Source organism: Ochrobactrum teleogrylli (assembly GCF_037482325.1).
GTDB lineage: Bacteria > Pseudomonadota > Alphaproteobacteria > Rhizobiales > Rhizobiaceae > Brucella > Brucella teleogrylli.
The window spans coordinates 1,040,001-1,055,733 of the sequence record NZ_JBBHKQ010000001.1 but is presented as its reverse complement, the minus strand read 5'-3'; the positions used below and the strand labels follow the sequence as shown (position 1 = coordinate 1,055,733).

Here is a 15,733-nt window from a genome sequence, read left to right as displayed (position 1 = left end):
ATGAAAGCGCAATCAGTTTCCAACTATGGTGCAGCTGCCGCCCTTCGGGCGCTTGTCAGCAAGAGCAAGGCCGATCTGGTCAAGGCCCAGCAGGAAGCAACGACGGGAACCGTCTTCGACGTGGGGCTGGCGCTTGGCACCAAATCGGGGCAGAGCGTTTCCCTGCGCAAGGAATATGACCGCCTGACCGTGCTGCTGGACATGAACAATCTCGTGCAGCAGCGCATGACCACGACGCAGACGGCGACGAGCGCGATCATCGACAATACGCAGGATTTTCTGGCCAATCTCACCGGCGCCACCAGCACCAGCGAGAGCGGCTCGACCATTGCCGCCTCGGCGCGGTCGATCCTGAACAGCGTCACAGGTCTGCTCAATACGAGCTATAACGGCGAATATATCTTCTCCGGCGTCAATACCGATGTGAAGCCCTTCGCAGACTATACCGAGGGCGGCGCGGCGCAGACGGCTATCCGCGACGCTTTCACGGCGCATTTCGGCTTTGGCGTGGATGATCCGCAGGTCGCCAATATTACCGCCGACCAGATGACGGCGTTTCTGGAAGGCGATTATGCTGACCAGTTCAACGATGCCAATTGGGACACCAACTGGTCGGATGCATCGGATACTGTCATCAAGAGCCGTATTTCGCCGACTGAAACAGCCGATACATCGATCAGCGCCAATGCCGACGGTTTTCGCAAGACGGTGATGTCGCTTGCGATGATGGCCGAGTTTTCTACTATTGGTCTCAACAATTCGGCCTTTCAGGCGCTGACCACCCATGCGATGCAGACGACGACGCAGGCCATCGCCGAGACCACGTCCGAACAGACCGCGCTTGGTCTCGCCCAGTCGCGCACCTCGCAGGCCGTCACGCGCATCAACGCACAGCAGAAGATCCTGAACCAGTCGGTTCTCAATCTTGAAGAAGTCGATCCTTACGAGGCGGCGACCCGCGTCAACAATCTGAAGACGCAGATCGAGACCTCGTATCAGCTGACGGTTCAGCTTCAGAGCATGAGCCTGCTTAACTATTTAAAATAAAGCGGGCGGCATCATAACGGCGGTGGCATGAGGCGATCCGCGCAGATGATGCCCATAAGAGCACATCCCGAAAAGTGTGAAACGGTTTTCGGATAAGATGTGCGTAAGACCAACCATTTAGAGCGCCGATCTGATTTGGTCAGTTCAAAGGCGCTCTAGCGGAGACGACATGTATCAGTTGCGCTACGAAGATGTCATGAATGACGATATGGCGAGCGCCAAGGACCGCGAACGGATGCTTTTCGACCGTTCGATTGACATGCTCGCAGCAGCCAAGGCCAATGGCGCCGGTTCGCGCGAAGCCATCGATGCCGGTTATTTCACAATGCGGCTCTGGACCACGATCATCGACGATCTGGGATCGGAAGAAAACGCACTGCCGAAAGAATTGAAGGCCGCCATCATTTCCGTGGGCATTTTCGTGCTCAAGGAAATCGAGCGCATTCGTCAGGGCGAGAGCAATGATTACGATACGCTGATCGAGATCACGCGGTCGATCCGGGACGGTCTTTAAGATGGCGGCCAACGGTAAATCGGCAATCCGCCTGTCGCTTCGGGCTGGCGAGAAGATCTATATCAACGGCGCCGTGCTGAAAGCCGACCGCAAGGTATCGCTGGAACTGCTCAACGATGCGACGTTCCTTCTGGAAAACCATGTGCTCCAGCCGGACCAGACGACGACCCCGCTGCGCCAGCTTTATTTTGCCGCGCAGATGATGCTCATCGAGCCTTCCTTGCGCGATCAGGCGCGCCAAACCTTTGCGCAAATGCTGAAAGGCATGTTCAAGGCGTTTTCCGATCCGGCAATCCTGAACGCGCTGAAGATCGTTGACGAGCTGGTGCATAACGGGCGCATTTTCGAAGCGCTGAAAACCATCCGCGCGCAATATCCGCGCGAGGCGGAATTGATGCCGGAACAATGCGCCGTGCCGCCGGTCAGGAATGACGCTGAGGCCAGGGAGACAAGCCTATGACTACGACACCACCGGTCGGCAACACCACGACCAATGCCAACAATTCGTCGAGCGCCAGCTCGGCGGCGAAGGCGGATGTCGATTACAACTCGTTTTTGAAACTGCTGGTCGCCCAGATGAAGAATCAGGACCCGACGCAGCCGATGGACGCGACACAATATGTCTCGCAGCTTGCGACCTTTTCGGGTGTCGAGCAGTCCGTGCAGATGAATTCCAAGCTGGAAACGCTGATCGCCAACTCATCGCTGTCGCAGGCCGAGGGCTGGATTGGCCGCACGGTGACCAGTGCCGACGGCACGATTTCCGGCGTGGTGAAATCGGTCACGATCCAGCAGTCTGGCATGCTCGCCGAGCTGGAAGACGGGAAGACCGTCACCATCGGTCAGGGCGTCAAGGTCAGCTAAGGACGATCCCGGTGAACGAAGCCGATGCGCTGGATATCGTCAATTCCGCAGTCTGGACCGTGCTGATGGCCAGCGGCCCGGCGGTTCTGGCCGCGATGCTGATCGGTATCGGCATCGCGCTGTTTCAGGCGCTGACGCAGGTGCAGGAAATGACCCTGACCTTCGTTCCGAAGATCGTCGTGATTTTCGTCGTGCTGGCTGTCACCGCGCCTTTTGTCGGCGCGCAGATCAATTCCTTTACGCTGCTCGTCTATTCGCGCATCGAAAAGGGATTCTAGAGCGGTTCCGGTTAAAACGGAATCGGGGAACCGCTCTATCTATTTGTTTTTACGCATTATCCTACGCAAAACCGCTGCGCACTTTTGCTGGACATGCTCTACCTCTCCTCCTTTCAGGTTTCGCGCAAGCTTCGCAAGTTAAGGTCCGCTTCGTAACAGGAGACGGACGTGCAGCAGGCAACGGCTAAACCCTTCATAAAAAGCGGATTTCTGACCGGCAGCGATATGGGGCTGGCGGCAGGCATGATCATCATCCTGACGGTGCTGTTCCTGCCCGTGCCAGCCGTGGTGCTGGATATCGGTCTTGCCTTTTCCATCGCCTTTTCGGTGCTTATCCTGATGGTGGCGCTGTGGATTCAGCGGCCGCTGGATTTCTCCGCCTTTCCGACCGTCCTGCTGATCGCGACCATGATGCGCCTCTCGCTCAATATTGCGACGACGCGCGTGATTCTCACCCACGGCAATGAAGGCTATCTGGCCGCCGGTCATGTGATCCACGGTTTCTCGCAATTCGTGATGGGCGGCGATTTCGTCATCGGTCTCGTCGTTTTCTGCATCCTGATCATCGTCAACTTCCTCGTCATCACCAAGGGTGCGACGCGTATCGCGGAAGTGGGCGCACGCTTCACGCTCGACGCCATTCCCGGCAAGCAGATGGCCATCGATGCCGACCTTTCGTCGGGCCTGATCGATGAAAAGGAAGCGCAGCGCCGCCGCCGCGAACTGGAAGAAGAAAGCTCCTTCTTCGGTTCCATGGACGGCGCGTCGAAATTCGTGCGCGGCGATGCCATTGCCGGTCTGATCATCACTGCCGTCAATATTTTCGGCGGTATCATCATCGGCGTCACCCGCCATGACATGAACATTTCCCACGCGGCTGACGTCTTCACCAAGCTGTCGGTTGGTGACGGTCTCGTCACGCAGATTCCAGCCCTCATTGTTTCGCTCGCCGCCGGTCTTTTGGTGTCGAAGGGCGGAACCCGGGGCTCAGCCGATCAGGCGATTTTCGGCCAGCTTGGCGCTTATCCAAAGGCGCTTCTGGTCGCGTCGATGCTGCTGTTCGTGCTTGGCATCATGCCGGGTCTTCCGGCATTTCCGTTCTTCATGCTGGGCGGCGCAATGGCCTTCATCGGTATCGATGTGCCCCGCCGTCAGGCGCGCCAGCGCGAGGCAGAAGCCACTGAGGCGGACAAGAAGCAGCGCGAGGCCGCGGATCAGGAGCGCAATTCCGTCAAGGCATCGCTCGAAACCAACCAGATTGAACTGTGCCTCGGCAAGCAGCTTTCCGCGCGCCTGATGGCGTCGCAGCAGGAGCTGGCGCATCGCGTCAACAAGATGCGCCGTAAATTCGCGCAGGAATACGGCTTCGTGATTCCTGAAATCAAGGTGACGGACGACCTTGCCCTGCCGCCGAAAAGCTATCGCATAAAGATACACGGCACGGCGGTGGCCAGCCATGAATTGCGCGTCGGTGAAATTCTGGTGGTGCTGGGCGAGCGTCCGATCCCGTCTATCCCCGGCGAGGAAATGCGCGAGCCCGCCTTCGGCATGCGCGCTTATTCGGTGCCGGAAACCTTCGCTTCCGATTTGCGCCGTGATGGCTATATGACGGTTGATAATCTCTCCGTCCTGCTCACTCATCTCAGCGAAATCGTGCGCAACAATCTGGCGCAGCTCCTGTCCTACAAGGATATGCGCATTCTGCTGGATCGTCTGGGGCCGGAATATCGCAAGCTGGTGGAAGATATCAGCCCGGCGCATATTTCCTATTCCGGTTTGCAGGCGGTGTTGAAGCTTCTGCTGGCCGAGCGGGTTTCTATCCGCAACCTGCACCTCATTCTCGAAGCCATCGCGGAAATTGCGCCGATGGTGCGCCGCCCGGAAATGATTGTCGAACATGTGCGCATGCGCATGGCGCAGCAAATCTGCGGCGACCTTTCCGACAATGGCGTGCTGAATGTGCTGCGTCTCGGCAATCGCTGGGATCTGGTGTTCCACCAGAGCCTTAAGCGAGACGCTAAGGGCGAAATCGTCGAGTTCGATATCGACCCGCGCCTGCTGGAACAGTTCGGTACGGAAGCATCTACCGTCATTCGCAAGCATTTCGACAATGGCGAGCGATTCGTCCTCGTGTCGTCGCCGGAAGCGCGGCCCTATATTCGGATGATCATCGAGCGCCTGTTCGCAACCCTGCCGGTGCTGTCGCATGTCGAAATCGCGCGCGGCGTGGAGGTGAAATCGCTCGGCGCGGTTTCGTAGGTTCGGTTCTTTGATTTCCTCGACCTCTCGACCTCTCGATCCCTCGTCCTTCGAGACGCCCCTCCTTCGCTATGCTCGGAGGGTCTCCTCAGAATGAGGGGCGGGGGCGCCAGACTTCCCCTCATCCTGAGGAGGTGCCCTGAGCGCAGCGAAGGGAACCGTCTCGAAGGATCGAAGGACGAGGGGATAGAGCATTTCCAGCAAAAGTGCGAAGCGGTTTTGCGTAGGATAATGCGTAAAAACAAATAGATAGAGCGGTTCTACGAACCGCTCTGGTTATATGATTGAAACGCGGAAAGGGGCCTGAGTGCCGATTGCGCAACTGCCGCTCAACGACATCATTCTGGCAGCCATTCTGGCTTTTTGCCGGGTCGGCGCATGCCTGATGCTGATGCCGGGGCTTTCGAGCGCGCGCATTCCGTTGCAGGTCCGGCTCTTCATCGCGCTGGCGTGCTCCTTCGCGGTGCTGCCGCTGGTTTTGCCGCGCATTGTCACGGCTGTCGACAGCGGCGCGCCGTGGACCCTGTTTCGCCTGATAGCGAGCGAGATGTTCATCGGCGCGGTGATTGGCATTCTGGCGCATATCTATTTCTGGGCGCTGCAATTCATGGCCAACACCATGGCGATGGCCATTGGCTTTAGTGGCTCGCCCGCCGATGCGATCACCGAATCAGAGCCGCAGGCAACATTGGCGACCATCGTGACCTTCAGCGCGCTGTTGCTGTTTTTCGTCACCGACATGCATCTGGAAATTCTGCGCGCGCTGCTCAATTCCTATTCGGCAATCCCGGTAGATGGGCGATTCCGCCCGGACGCGGCGATGATCGATTTTACCGATGCGCTGTCATTGGCCTTCATGGCGACACTGCGCATAGCAGCGCCGTTCATCGTCTTTGCGATTCTGGTCAATTTCGCGATCGGTCTTGTTAACAAGCTGACGCCGTCGATCCCGATCTATTTCGTGTCGATGCCCTTCGTGCTGGGGGGCGGGCTGCTGGTGGTCTATTTCATCCTGCCGGAATTGCTGCGCTTTTTCACCAACGAAACCGCCACGCAAATGCGCGCTTTGTTTTGAGGTGGCCATGGCCCAGACCAACACACGCAATCTCAAGAAGCTGATCGATTTGCAGAAACTGGGCAGCGCCCGGCTCGAATCAGCATTGGCCGTTTCCAATGCGCGCAAGCTTGCGCTGGAGGAGGAGCGTCTGGCCCTCATCGCCATGCAGGACCGTCGATATGACGGCGCTGTCTTCGATATCGATCCGTCGCTGCTCATCAAGCGTCTTGGTGCGAATGCAGTTGAATCGGCGGCGCTCGAATCACGGCTCGAATCAGAGCGCGGCGCGCTTTTGAAGGAACAACGGCGGGTTGAACTGCTGGAAGATCGGCTGGAAGAAGCCAAAAGCGAGTTGGACCGGCACGAACTGGCCAGTCTGATCGAGGAATTCGTTAGCCGGAAAACCACGAAAGCGCCTTCTGGGCCACGCTGAACTCGTCCACAAGTTTCAGTCAAGTTTGACCCATTATGGTGCACTCATAGGATGAAGAAGGAAACCTTGCATGGCGATCAACCCGCCGTCGGATCTGGTGATGGATGTGGCCCGCGCGGCCGATCCGCAGGCCTATCGCATGGCGGCGGAGCGATTGAAGTCGGTCTCCGGCACCATGCAAACGGCAATGGCGTCGTCGGGTACGGGACTGACGCGGGATAATTTCGCAAGCTTTTCCGACAGTCTTTCGGCGGGCGTGACTATGCGGCCCGACGCGCAGAATACGATCAATCCGGCCTATCGGAAATTCGAGGCCTTCATGCTGCAATCCTTTGTCCAGTCGATGTTCACCAGTGACACGACAGCGACTTTCGGCAAGGGCATCGCGGGTGACTACTGGAAGTCGATGATGGCGGAAGCCATGGCGAACAAGATGGCGGATGGCGGCGGTGTCGGCATTGCCAGACTGCTTGAGGAGCAGGCGGCGCGCAAAGGGCGGGCAGATGCGCCGACCACTGCAGCACTAGGAGATGTGATCAACAATCTGGGAGAGACTATGAGCAACGATGCGGTTTCGAACGATCTGATACACGGGTTCGAACGCACGCTCATCCAAAAGCAGCTTGAGAAAAATGACGACGCGGATAGCGCGCGCGGCTGAACGATAAATACCGCAGCGCGCGACGTGACGTCCACCGAAATTGAGGAACCCTTGAAATGACCGAGACAAGCTCTGAAACCAGCCTGCCCCCGCAAGAATCGCTGGTTCTCGCGAAGGCGAGCGAACAGGTGCATGATCTGGCGAAGCCGGAACTGGCAATGGAACCGGTAGAAAACCCGACTTTGAAGCCGGTGGTTCGCGCCATCCAGCGTCTTGAGGACGTCATCGAGACTGAAACGCGCCTTCTGATGGAAGGCGGCAATCCCGATCTCGCAGAAATCAATTCACGCAAAAGCCGCGGTCTCTATGATTTCAACAAGGCGATCAAGAAGGCTGCCGCTCTGGCCGAGCCTGCGACGCTGAAAGGCTTGCAGCCACTGCTCGACAGCCTGAAGCAAAAGCTTGAGAAGAACTGCGAAGCGTTGCAGCTGCATCTGCGCGCGGTCGGCGAACTCGCCGATGTGATCCGCAGCGCATTGGAAACGCAGGAAGCCGATGGCACCTATTCCATGCAGAGCGCGAGGCTCGGTCACGCGCGATGATCCGCATTTTCGTCATTGGCCTGTGGATTTGCGCTGTCGCCTTCGGGTCGTTGTTCCTGGCGACCCGTCAGAACGCGTCATCGTCCGGTGAGGCGCAGGCCGCTGTCGGCGGCTTCGGCGGCGTGGATTACGTCAAGACGGACGTGATGAGCGTGCCGATCATTTCGAACGGCGCGGTTGCTGGCTATGTCGTGACGCAGCTCGTCTATACGGTCGATTCGAATATCCGCAAGAAGCTCAGCGTGCCGCTGGAGCTTTTCATCAGCGACGAGATTTTCCGCAAGTTCTATGGCAGCTATTCGGATACGAAAGAGGTGGAGAAAGTGCAGTTCGAGGACGTGCGCGCCTCGATCATCTCAGACTTGAACGGGCGGTTCCCAGAGCCGGTGATCAAGGACCTGCTGGTCGAGCAGTTCAACTATATTTCGGCTGAAGAAATCCGCGCCATGAACATGCGCGGTGAGCCGACATCGACAGCGCCAGCCCACCAGACGCCCGGAAAGCAAGCCAATGCCAATATCAATGATGGGCAGGCGGCTCACAGCGAATAATATTTTCCGCCAAGCTGGGCGAGACGTTCGGCATCCAGTGGCGTGACCGTTGGATCGGTGATCAGCTCGACGCCCATTTCGCGACCATTGCGCCAGGCGATGCGGGCCAGCAGCGCGCGCTTGTAATAATCGTCGAACAGCCAGAACCGGTCGGGCAGGGCAGGCGTCTCAACGGTTCTGAGCTTGGCGCCATGGGGAGACAAGTCGCTGAACTGGCACTCAACGATAAACTGCCCGTCCAGGTCTATAAGTTTTCCCGAACGTAACCTTGTCCTTTGTCTTTCTTCCTTGCGCCGCTCCTGCGGCGACTTCATGCGCGCCATATGAAAATCTTACCCACTAATCCCCTGAATAGGTATTTTTAGCAGATTTCGATTTCCGAAGCGTTACTTTTAAAGTCTGACCGCCAGAGAACCTTACTTCCAAAGGGTTAGTGATCGCCGCAGGACTGGCACAGACCACGCAGTTCAAGCGTCGTCTTGCGCGACTTGAAGCCGCTTTGCAGGCTCCAGGCGCTGACGAGATTTTCGATCGCCGCGTCGGAAAATTCCGTCACCTGACCGCATTTCTCGCAGATCGCAAAAGCGACGAGGCCCTGCTGGTGGCATTGCGGGTGCGCGCAGGCGACGAAAGCGTTCAGGCTTTCGAGGCGATGGATGAGCCCGTAATCAAGCAGCTTTTCCAGCGCACGATAGACCTGAAGCGGCGCGCGAAAGCCGTCATCCCGCAACTGGTCTAGAATTGTATAGGCGCTGAGCGGCCCCTCCGCCTTGGACAGAGCATCGAAAACGAGGGTCTGGTTGCGGGTCAGATCCTGTTGCGGGTGGTGATGGTGGTGATGCGAGCTCATTGTTCAGCAATCCGTTTCGATGGGGCCTCTGCTCTCTTATGTAAGGGCAGAAGACTGAAAATGAAAATAGCAAGCGCAGCGACAACGATGGAAGGGCCCGACGGCGTGTCGAAATGAATGGAGCCGTAGAGCCCGCCGACCACGCCAGCAGCGCCGATCAGCGATGAAAGTACCGCCATTTGCTCGGGCGTGGTCGCGAAACGGCGGGAGGTTGCAGCCGGAATGATCAGCAGCGACGTGATCAGCAAAATGCCGACAATCTTCATCGCAATGGCGATGACGATGGCCAGAAGCAGCATGAAGATGACGCGCGAGACGGCGGGGTTCATGTCTTCGGCGCGCGCAATGTCCTCGCTGACGGTCGCGGCCAGCATGGGTCGCCACAACCAGGCCAGCACGGCAAGCACGAATGCCCCGCCCGCATAGATATAGACGATATCCAGCCGTGAAACGGCCAGAAGATCGCCAAACAGGAAGGAAAGCAGATCGACACGCACCCACGTCATGAAAGCGACGATCACGAGACCGAGCGATAATGTGGCATGGGACAGGATGCCGAGCAGCGAATCCGCCGACAATGTGTGGCGGCGCTGCAAGAGCAGCAGGATCGCGGAAATCGCGACCGACACAGCGAAGACGCCAATCATCAGATTAATGTCGAAGATGAGCGCCAGCGCCACGCCGAGCAAGGCGGAATGGGCCATGGTGTCGCCGAAATAGGCCATGCGCCGCCAGACGATGAAGCAGCCGAGAGGGCCGGTCGTCAGCGCCAGCCCGATGCCGGCAATCAAGGCGCGGGTGAAGAAATCGTCAAGCACGGTGTTCGCCTTTCCCGTGATGATGGTGGTGATGCTCGTGCCCCTGTTCGTGCGCATGCTCATGCTCATGATGATGGCCGTCATCGGCATGGCAATGATCCGTCACCGAACCATCGCTGTGTAGCACGCGCCCGTCAGGCAGATGCGTGTGATCATGATGATGCTCATAGACCGCGAGCGGCCCGACAGCGCGACTGCCGAACAGGCGCATATATTCCGGGCTTGCCGTCACGTCGCGCGGGGTTCCGCTGCAACAGACATGACCGTTGAGACAGATGACCCGGTCGGTTGCCGCCATGACGAGATGCAGATCGTGCGAGATTAGCAGCACACCGCAGCCGGTTTCGTCGCGCAACCGCGCAATCAGTTCATAAAGAGCGGCCTCGCCGGAAAAATCCACGCCCTGCACGGGTTCGTCCAGCACCATGATATCCGGCTTTCGCGCCAGCGCCCGCGCCATCAAGGCGCGCTGGAATTCGCCGCCGGAAAGATGGGCTGTCTCCGCTTTCAAAAGATGCGGGATGCCGACTGCTTCAAGGGCCGCCATGATGTCCTGCTTGCTCAAGGGGCCGGTCAGCGTCAGCAGACGCTCCACCGAAAGCGGCAGGGTGCGGTCGATGTTGATCTTCTGCGGGACATAGCCGATGCGCAGGCCGGGCTTATGGATCACCTGGCCTTCGTCGGGCTTGAGGATACGCAGCGCCATCTTGGCCGCGGTGCTTTTGCCAGCGCCATTCGGCCCGATCAGCGTTACGATCTCGCCGCGCTCGACTTTCAGATCGACATTGCGCACAAGCCAGCGCCCGTCGCGATAAACACCGGCGTTTTTCAGTTCAATCAGCGTTTCCCGCGCCCTGTCGGCGGGGATTCTATTCTTTCTGGCCATTGCAATCGGGGCTTTCGCTGCCTGCATCTTCATTTCGCTTAGTGCGCATTCCAACGGATCATCTGCCGATTCGGAGTTTTTCCCAGTGTCTTTTTCGGGCGGTGCGCAACGCCATATCCCGTTTGTGAAATCCACCTGCCCATGCTGTCACACAGGACAGCAATTTCAGGATGAATGCGATATCGCCAAAAAGATGCCGGGTGAATTTCTCCAAAAAGGGGTTGCTAGACCTTATGGCAGACGTTATAGCATAACGCAACTGATGTAATAAAATAACATATCACCAGATATGCCGCTCATTCCGCTCATTCAAGAGAGATAATATGAAACATTTGCGTTCCCTGCTGCTCGCTTCCGCATTTCTGGCCGGTCTCGGCAGCACTGCTTTTGCCGCAGACCGAGACGGTGTCGTCGTTTCGATCAAGCCGCTCCACTCGCTTGTTTCCGCAGTCATGCAGGGCGTCGGCGAGCCGAAACTGATCGTGCAGGGCGCAGGCTCGGAGCATGTCTATAGCCTCAAGCCTTCGGATGCCGAGTCTATCGAACATGCCAAGGTCATCTTCTGGGCAGGCCCGTCGATGGAAACCTTTCTGGACAAGCCGATCGATACGCTGGGCGAGGGCGCCAAGGTTGTGGCCCTCGGTGAATCGGAAGGGTTGACCCGGCTGAAATTCCGCGAAGGCGGGCCGTTCGAGGCGCATGACCATGGCCATGAGGGCGAAGGTCATGAGGGTCACGACCATGCGCATGGGCATGACCACGATGACGGCGACAAGAAGGAAGCGGAAGCCGGTCACGATCACGCTGCTGAAGCGGGCGAAGGGGCGCATGAGCATCATGGTCATGGCCATGGCGAATATGATCTGCATTTCTGGCTCGATCCGCAGAATGGCAAGGTGCTGGTCACCAATATTGCCAAGGTTCTGAGCGAGAGCGATCCGGCCCATGCCGCGCAATATGAGCAGAACGCCAAGGCCTATGCCGAAAAGCTGGATGCGCTGACCAAGGATATCGCGACGGAATTGCAGCCGGTGAAGGACAAGCCGTTTGTCGTGTTCCACGATGCCTATCAATATTTTGAAAATCGCTTCGATGTGAAAGCAGCCGGTTCCATCACGGTCAGCCCGGAAAAGGCTCCCGGTGCCGCTCGCATCCAGCAAATCCACGACAAGATCAAATCGCTCAAGGTGGCCTGCGTGTTCTCCGAACCGCAGTTCGAACCGAAGCTCGTCAATACGGTCATCGATGGAACCGATGCCAAAACCGGCGTTCTGGACCCGCTTGGTGCTGAATTGAAGGACGGCCCCGATCTTTATCCGCAGCTGATCCGCAATCTGGCGGATTCGCTGAAAGCCTGCCTGTCTTCCTGACAGCTGCGGTTGCCCGTCAGCCTGTCGGCAACCGTAACGGCGTCGGGCCATCCCTCGAATGGCCCGACGCAGGATGATCCGTCGAAGGCGGCGCTGCCGCCTGTTTTTTGAACCCATAATGTAATGATATAACATATAGGAAAAAGAGATGCGTCACTTCGCAAAACTGTGGTCGGTCGGTCTGGCGGTGGCCTTGGTGGCGCCGGTTGCCGCCAACGCTCATGGTATCTGGATCGCCGAGCGCCACGGCACGCAGGCCGTGGTCTACGGTCACGGCGCAACCGACGAGGCTTACGATCCGCAGAAGCTCAAGGCGGTGTCGGCAAAGGATGTCGATGGCAAGAAAGTCGCCGTCGAGATCAGGCGGCAGGATGACCATGCCCTTCTCGATGTGCCGAAAAATGCGGTGGTGGTCAGTGGCACCTTCGATAACGGTTTCTGGGCCGAAGGCCCGGATGGCAAATGGGTCAACAAGTCGAAAGCCGAAGTGCCGGGCGCAAAACAATCCAGCAAGAGCCAGAAATTTGCGGTCGCGATCCTCGATCATTTGCGCAAGAAGCCACAGGCTCAGGGGTTGCCATTCGAAATCGTCCCCCTGATGGACCCGACAATCCTGACGGCGGGCAGCGAATTGCCGGTGCAGGTTCTTTTCGACGGCAACCCGGTGGAAGGCGTTTCCGTCACAGCGGATTATGTCAATGACAGCCACGCCGCGCCGGTGAAAACCAATGCCGAGGGCATCGCCACGATCAAAATCCGCAATGCGGGTCTCAATGTCATCGGGGCCGCTCACTCCAGCCCGACGACGGATTCCAGCGATGCCGACAAGCTCAGCTATTTCACCACGCTGACCTTCAATCTCGATCAGCATCAGCACGACTGACCCCAACCCAACCTCTGAATTCAAGGAACGGTGTCATGAGAAAAAGGCTTCCCGTTACGGTTCTTTCCGGTTTCCTCGGTGCCGGAAAGACGACACTTCTCAATCATGTGCTCAACAATCGCGAAAATCGTCGCGTGGCGGTCATCGTCAACGATATGAGCGAGGTCAATATCGACGCTTCACTGGTGCGCGAAGGCGGGGCCAATCTCTCGCGCACCGAAGAGCAACTGGTGGAAATGACCAATGGCTGCATCTGCTGCACGTTGCGCGACGATCTTCTGAAGGAAGTCTCGCAACTGGCCGAGCAGGGGCGTTTCGATTATCTCCTGATCGAATCGACGGGTATCGCTGAGCCGCTGCCGGTGGCCGCGACCTTCGAGTTTCGCGACGAGAACGACAAGAGCCTCACCGATGTGGCGCGGCTCGATACGATGGTGACAGTGGTGGACGCGGCCAATCTGCTCAAGGACTATGCGTCGAATGATTTTCTGCGCGATCGGGGTGAGTCGCTGGGCGATGAGGACGAACGCACTCTCGTTGATCTGCTGGTCGAGCAGATCGAGTTTGCCGATGTCGTGGTGCTGAACAAGGTTTCGACGGCCTCGCCGGAAGAACGCGACCTGGCCCGCAAGGTCATTCACTCGCTTAATCCCGATGCGCGTATCGAAGAGGTTGATTTCGGACAGGTTCCGCTCGATGCCATTCTGGATACACGCCTGTTCGACTTCAATAAGGCGCATGAACATCCGCTGTGGTATAAGGAGCTTTACGGCTTCAACAATCATGTGCCGGAAACCGAGGAATATGGCGTTCGCTCTTTCGTCTATCGCGCGCGGCGGCCTTTCGATCCGGCAAAGTTTCAGTCCTTTATAGATAAGAGCTGGCCGGGCGTGGTTCGCGCCAAGGGTTTCTTCTGGCTGGCGACCCAGCCGGATTTCGTCGGCGAGATCAGCCAGGCAGGCGCATCGGTGCGCACGGCCAAGCGCGGGCGCTGGTGGTCGGCGGTGCCGAAGAACTATTGGCCAACGGAACCCGGCTGGACGAGCGCGATGGCGCCGTATTTCCACAAGGTCTGGGGGGATCGCCGTCAGGAGATCGTCTTTATCGGCGTTGATCCGATGCGCGAGGAAGCGCTGACCGCCGAACTCGATACATGTCTGGTGGAAGACGAAACCTTTACGCCGGAACGCTGGTCGGCTCTGGCCGATCCGTTTCCGAACTGGTCGGTTGCGGCTTGATTGAGATGCTAAACCGACAGCGAGGCGAGCGTCTTGCTGTCGGCAAGCGTGCGGTGGTCCAGCACATTGGCAATGGCCTCACGCACGTCCAGCATCATCAGGCGCACTTCGCATTCTTCTTCATCGCAATCGTCGCAAGGATGATAGTCGGTCTTGCTTGCGCAGGCGATGGGCGCCAGCGCGCCATCCAGCGCACGAATGATATTGCCGATGGCAATTTCATTGGCCGGACGCGCCAGACAAAATCCGCCGCCCTTGCCCTTACGGCTGACGACGAAACCGGCATTGCGCAGTTCGGTAAAGATATTGTCGAGGAACTTCCGCGGAATATGATGCTTTTCGGCGATCTCACTGGCTGAGGCCAGTTGTCCATCGGCTATTCCCGCCAGATGAACCATGGCTTTCAGGCCGTATTTGCCTTTCTTGGTAAGCATGCCACCCCTGCGAGACTTTCAGATAAAAAACGTAGCGATTAAACCGCGTTGCGACAAGTCTTTTTGCCCCCGGCGGCTCATCTTATTAGTCGTCTCTCATGGTCAGCGCCAGTGCGCCTTGCAAGGCGTCGCCGACCGGCTGCTTATAAAGTGCGCGGTGCGGCAGAAACGGTAGCGCCGCATAGGCGTTCGCCAGTCCGCCCGTCATGCTGAAGCGGCCAAGCATCCCTACGCCCAACCGATCCAGTCCGCGACGAATGAAATCGCAGGCCCGCTTGGTGATTGAAAGGCCGAGAGGATCGTCCTCCATGGCCCATTCTAAGACCAAAGGCGCGAAGGCGGCATAGTCAGCGGCAGTCGCCTTACGAGAAAAAGCGGTGATCGTACGCGCGTCATTGTTAAACTGCGTCAATACGGCATCGATCAGTCCGCTACGCGCAGCCATGCCATCGGCGGCGAGCAGTGCTTCTTCCAGCAGTTCGCGCCCCAGTCGCGCACCGCCCGCGTGATCGCTCAGCATGAAGCCGCGCCCGCCGACAATCTCAATGGTCTCGCCGGTTCGCCTGATAAAGGCAGAGCCAGTCCCGACAATGACCATGGCCCCGTCGCCATCGCCGAGCGCGCCTTGCAGCGCAGTGACCGCATCCGACACGATCCTGACCTTCCCGAATGGCAGCGCATTATAATGCGCCTCGCGGTTGGCGAGCGAATTGGCCCCGGCCAGCCCAAGCACCGCGCGCGCCTCACTTAATATCGCAACGCCCAGTCCCGCATTCACAGCGGCCTGTTCCGCTGCCTCTATTATATGCGTAAGTGCTCCCGGCGTATCGGCGCCGATATTGGCCGGCCCGCCGGTGGCGCGGCCGAGAATAGTCCCGGCTTCGTCCGTCAGGACCGCCCGGCATCCGGTTCCGCCGCCATCGACGGCAATGCGATACGGTATGTGCTTGATTGTCATATGTTTGTCGCAACTGTTCGAATCGACAGGTTTCATCGGTTGAATTTACGTTAAAAGACACCATATTGGCTGTGGAAAAGAAAATCGCAT

The 15,733-nt window shown here is 58.1% G+C and carries 20 protein-coding genes; 14 read left to right on the top strand and 6 right to left on the bottom strand.

The annotated features are described in order from the left end of the window. From WIX40_RS04890 to WIX40_RS04840, 11 genes are all read left to right on the top strand, one after another. Positions 1–1,047: a flagellar hook-associated family protein gene (locus WIX40_RS04890; protein WP_339438869.1), complete on the top strand. Its 1,047-nt coding sequence runs from the start codon at positions 1–3 to the stop codon at positions 1,045–1,047. A gap of 169 nt (positions 1,048–1,216) precedes the next feature. Continuing rightward, positions 1,217–1,561: a flagellar biosynthesis regulator FlaF gene (gene flaF, locus WIX40_RS04885; RefSeq protein WP_109367878.1), complete on the top strand. Its 345-nt coding sequence runs from the start codon at positions 1,217–1,219 to the stop codon at positions 1,559–1,561. Position 1,562: 1 nt separating this feature from the next. Beyond that, positions 1,563–2,021 carry a flagellar biosynthesis repressor FlbT gene (flbT, locus tag WIX40_RS04880; RefSeq protein ID WP_339438865.1) on the top strand — a complete coding sequence of 153 codons (459 nt, stop codon included), beginning with the start codon at positions 1,563–1,565 and terminating at the stop codon, positions 2,019–2,021. Next, positions 2,018–2,425 carry a flagellar hook assembly protein FlgD gene (flgD, locus tag WIX40_RS04875; RefSeq protein ID WP_339438863.1) on the top strand — a complete coding sequence of 136 codons (408 nt, stop codon included), beginning with the start codon at positions 2,018–2,020 and terminating at the stop codon, positions 2,423–2,425. Before flbT ends, flgD begins: the two co-directional genes overlap by 4 nt. Before the next feature lie 11 nt (positions 2,426–2,436). After that, on the top strand, positions 2,437–2,703 hold the full coding sequence (gene fliQ, locus WIX40_RS04870) for a flagellar biosynthesis protein FliQ (RefSeq protein WP_109367875.1): 267 nt from the start codon (positions 2,437–2,439) through the stop codon (positions 2,701–2,703). Positions 2,704–2,871: 168 nt separating this feature from the next. Next, entirely contained in the window at positions 2,872–4,962 is a 2,091-nt protein-coding gene (flhA, locus tag WIX40_RS04865) for a flagellar biosynthesis protein FlhA (RefSeq protein ID WP_339438860.1), read from the top strand. 307 nt (positions 4,963–5,269) lie between these two features. Further along, positions 5,270–6,037 carry a flagellar biosynthetic protein FliR gene (gene fliR / locus WIX40_RS04860; RefSeq protein WP_140024570.1) on the top strand — a complete coding sequence of 256 codons (768 nt, stop codon included), beginning with the start codon at positions 5,270–5,272 and terminating at the stop codon, positions 6,035–6,037. Positions 6,038–6,044: 7 nt separating this feature from the next. After that, positions 6,045–6,452 (top strand): hypothetical protein, encoded by a 408-nt coding sequence (locus WIX40_RS04855; RefSeq protein WP_339438853.1) that lies wholly within the window; start codon positions 6,045–6,047, stop codon positions 6,450–6,452. A 70-nt stretch (positions 6,453–6,522) separates the two neighbouring features. Next, positions 6,523–7,113 carry a rod-binding protein gene (locus WIX40_RS04850; protein WP_339438851.1) on the top strand — a complete coding sequence of 197 codons (591 nt, stop codon included), beginning with the start codon at positions 6,523–6,525 and terminating at the stop codon, positions 7,111–7,113. A gap of 158 nt (positions 7,114–7,271) precedes the next feature. Beyond that, complete coding sequence (locus tag WIX40_RS04845; RefSeq protein ID WP_371830822.1) at positions 7,272–7,655, top strand: flagellar protein FlgN; 384 nt, start codon at positions 7,272–7,274, stop codon at positions 7,653–7,655. Then, the gene (locus WIX40_RS04840; RefSeq protein ID WP_109367869.1) at positions 7,652–8,206 is read left to right on the top strand and encodes a hypothetical protein; all 555 of its coding nucleotides are present in this window, start codon (positions 7,652–7,654) and stop codon (positions 8,204–8,206) included. The genes WIX40_RS04845 and WIX40_RS04840 overlap by 4 nt, the downstream gene beginning before the upstream one ends. On the opposite strand, the gene WIX40_RS04835 is transcribed toward WIX40_RS04840, so the two are convergent. The 4 genes from WIX40_RS04835 to WIX40_RS04820 all read right to left on the bottom strand — a co-directional run bounded on the left by WIX40_RS04835 (position 8,194) and on the right by WIX40_RS04820 (position 10,760). Beyond that, entirely contained in the window at positions 8,194–8,529 is a 336-nt protein-coding gene (locus WIX40_RS04835; RefSeq protein ID WP_339438846.1) for a PilZ domain-containing protein, read from the bottom strand. The genes WIX40_RS04840 and WIX40_RS04835 overlap by 13 nt on opposite strands. A 107-nt stretch (positions 8,530–8,636) precedes the next feature. Further along, positions 8,637–9,056 carry a Fur family transcriptional regulator gene (locus WIX40_RS04830; protein ID WP_140024566.1) on the bottom strand — a complete coding sequence of 140 codons (420 nt, stop codon included), beginning with the start codon at positions 9,054–9,056 and terminating at the stop codon, positions 8,637–8,639. After that, positions 9,053–9,931 (bottom strand): metal ABC transporter permease, encoded by an 879-nt coding sequence (locus WIX40_RS04825; RefSeq protein WP_339438844.1) that lies wholly within the window; start codon positions 9,929–9,931, stop codon positions 9,053–9,055. Before WIX40_RS04825 ends, WIX40_RS04830 begins: the two co-directional genes overlap by 4 nt. Beyond that, on the bottom strand, positions 9,867–10,760 hold the full coding sequence (locus tag WIX40_RS04820; RefSeq protein WP_109368044.1) for an ATP-binding cassette domain-containing protein: 894 nt from the start codon (positions 10,758–10,760) through the stop codon (positions 9,867–9,869). Before WIX40_RS04820 ends, WIX40_RS04825 begins: the two co-directional genes overlap by 65 nt. A gap of 323 nt (positions 10,761–11,083) precedes the next feature. On the opposite strand from WIX40_RS04820, the gene znuA reads away from it, so the two are divergent. The 3 genes from znuA (at position 11,084) to zigA (ending at position 14,251) form a co-directional block, all read left to right on the top strand. After that, positions 11,084–12,130 (top strand): zinc ABC transporter substrate-binding protein ZnuA, encoded by a 1,047-nt coding sequence (gene znuA / locus WIX40_RS04815; protein ID WP_339438842.1) that lies wholly within the window; start codon positions 11,084–11,086, stop codon positions 12,128–12,130. 148 nt (positions 12,131–12,278) lie between these two features. Beyond that, on the top strand, positions 12,279–13,013 hold the full coding sequence (locus WIX40_RS04810) for a DUF4198 domain-containing protein (protein WP_140024564.1): 735 nt from the start codon (positions 12,279–12,281) through the stop codon (positions 13,011–13,013). A 35-nt stretch (positions 13,014–13,048) separates the two neighbouring features. Continuing rightward, positions 13,049–14,251: a zinc metallochaperone GTPase ZigA gene (gene zigA, locus WIX40_RS04805; protein WP_339438837.1), complete on the top strand. Its 1,203-nt coding sequence runs from the start codon at positions 13,049–13,051 to the stop codon at positions 14,249–14,251. 8 nt (positions 14,252–14,259) lie between these two features. Here the strand turns inward: zigA and WIX40_RS04800 are convergent, their stop codons facing one another. Further along, positions 14,260–14,685, bottom strand: a complete 426-nt coding sequence (locus WIX40_RS04800; RefSeq protein WP_339438836.1) for an RrF2 family transcriptional regulator — start codon at positions 14,683–14,685, stop codon at positions 14,260–14,262. 85 nt (positions 14,686–14,770) lie between these two features. Then, complete coding sequence (locus WIX40_RS04795) at positions 14,771–15,643, bottom strand: glucosamine kinase nucleotide-binding domain-containing protein (protein ID WP_339438834.1); 873 nt, start codon at positions 15,641–15,643, stop codon at positions 14,771–14,773. Between the last annotated feature and the right edge of the window lie 90 nt (positions 15,644–15,733).

What these genes read in the sequence shown, in the direction of transcription:
- WIX40_RS04850 (WP_339438851.1), top strand. Translation starts at nt 6,523, where the DNA reads ATGGCGATCAACCCGCCGTCGGATCTGGTGATGGATGTGGCCCGCGCG.
- WIX40_RS04840 (WP_109367869.1), top strand. Translation starts at nt 7,652, where the DNA reads ATGATCCGCATTTTCGTCATTGGCCTGTGGATTTGCGCTGTCGCCTTC.
- WIX40_RS04830 (WP_140024566.1), bottom strand. Translation starts at nt 9,056, where the DNA reads ATGAGCTCGCATCACCACCATCACCACCCGCAACAGGATCTGACCCGC.
- znuA (WP_339438842.1), top strand. Translation starts at nt 11,084, where the DNA reads ATGAAACATTTGCGTTCCCTGCTGCTCGCTTCCGCATTTCTGGCCGGT.
- flbT (WP_339438865.1), top strand. Translation starts at nt 1,563, where the DNA reads ATGGCGGCCAACGGTAAATCGGCAATCCGCCTGTCGCTTCGGGCTGGC.
- WIX40_RS04810 (WP_140024564.1), top strand. Translation starts at nt 12,279, where the DNA reads ATGCGTCACTTCGCAAAACTGTGGTCGGTCGGTCTGGCGGTGGCCTTG.
- WIX40_RS04855 (WP_339438853.1), top strand. Translation starts at nt 6,045, where the DNA reads ATGGCCCAGACCAACACACGCAATCTCAAGAAGCTGATCGATTTGCAG.
- WIX40_RS04800 (WP_339438836.1), bottom strand. Translation starts at nt 14,685, where the DNA reads ATGCTTACCAAGAAAGGCAAATACGGCCTGAAAGCCATGGTTCATCTG.
- WIX40_RS04835 (WP_339438846.1), bottom strand. Translation starts at nt 8,529, where the DNA reads ATGGCGCGCATGAAGTCGCCGCAGGAGCGGCGCAAGGAAGAAAGACAA.
- WIX40_RS04795 (WP_339438834.1), bottom strand. Translation starts at nt 15,643, where the DNA reads ATGACAATCAAGCACATACCGTATCGCATTGCCGTCGATGGCGGCGGA.
- WIX40_RS04820 (WP_109368044.1), bottom strand. Translation starts at nt 10,760, where the DNA reads ATGGCCAGAAAGAATAGAATCCCCGCCGACAGGGCGCGGGAAACGCTG.
- WIX40_RS04890 (WP_339438869.1), top strand. Translation starts at nt 1, where the DNA reads ATGAAAGCGCAATCAGTTTCCAACTATGGTGCAGCTGCCGCCCTTCGG.
- WIX40_RS04825 (WP_339438844.1), bottom strand. Translation starts at nt 9,931, where the DNA reads ATGCGCACGAACAGGGGCACGAGCATCACCACCATCATCACGGGAAAG.
- zigA (WP_339438837.1), top strand. Translation starts at nt 13,049, where the DNA reads ATGAGAAAAAGGCTTCCCGTTACGGTTCTTTCCGGTTTCCTCGGTGCC.
- flaF (WP_109367878.1), top strand. Translation starts at nt 1,217, where the DNA reads ATGTATCAGTTGCGCTACGAAGATGTCATGAATGACGATATGGCGAGC.
- WIX40_RS04845 (WP_371830822.1), top strand. Translation starts at nt 7,272, where the DNA reads ATGGAACCGGTAGAAAACCCGACTTTGAAGCCGGTGGTTCGCGCCATC.
- flgD (WP_339438863.1), top strand. Translation starts at nt 2,018, where the DNA reads ATGACTACGACACCACCGGTCGGCAACACCACGACCAATGCCAACAAT.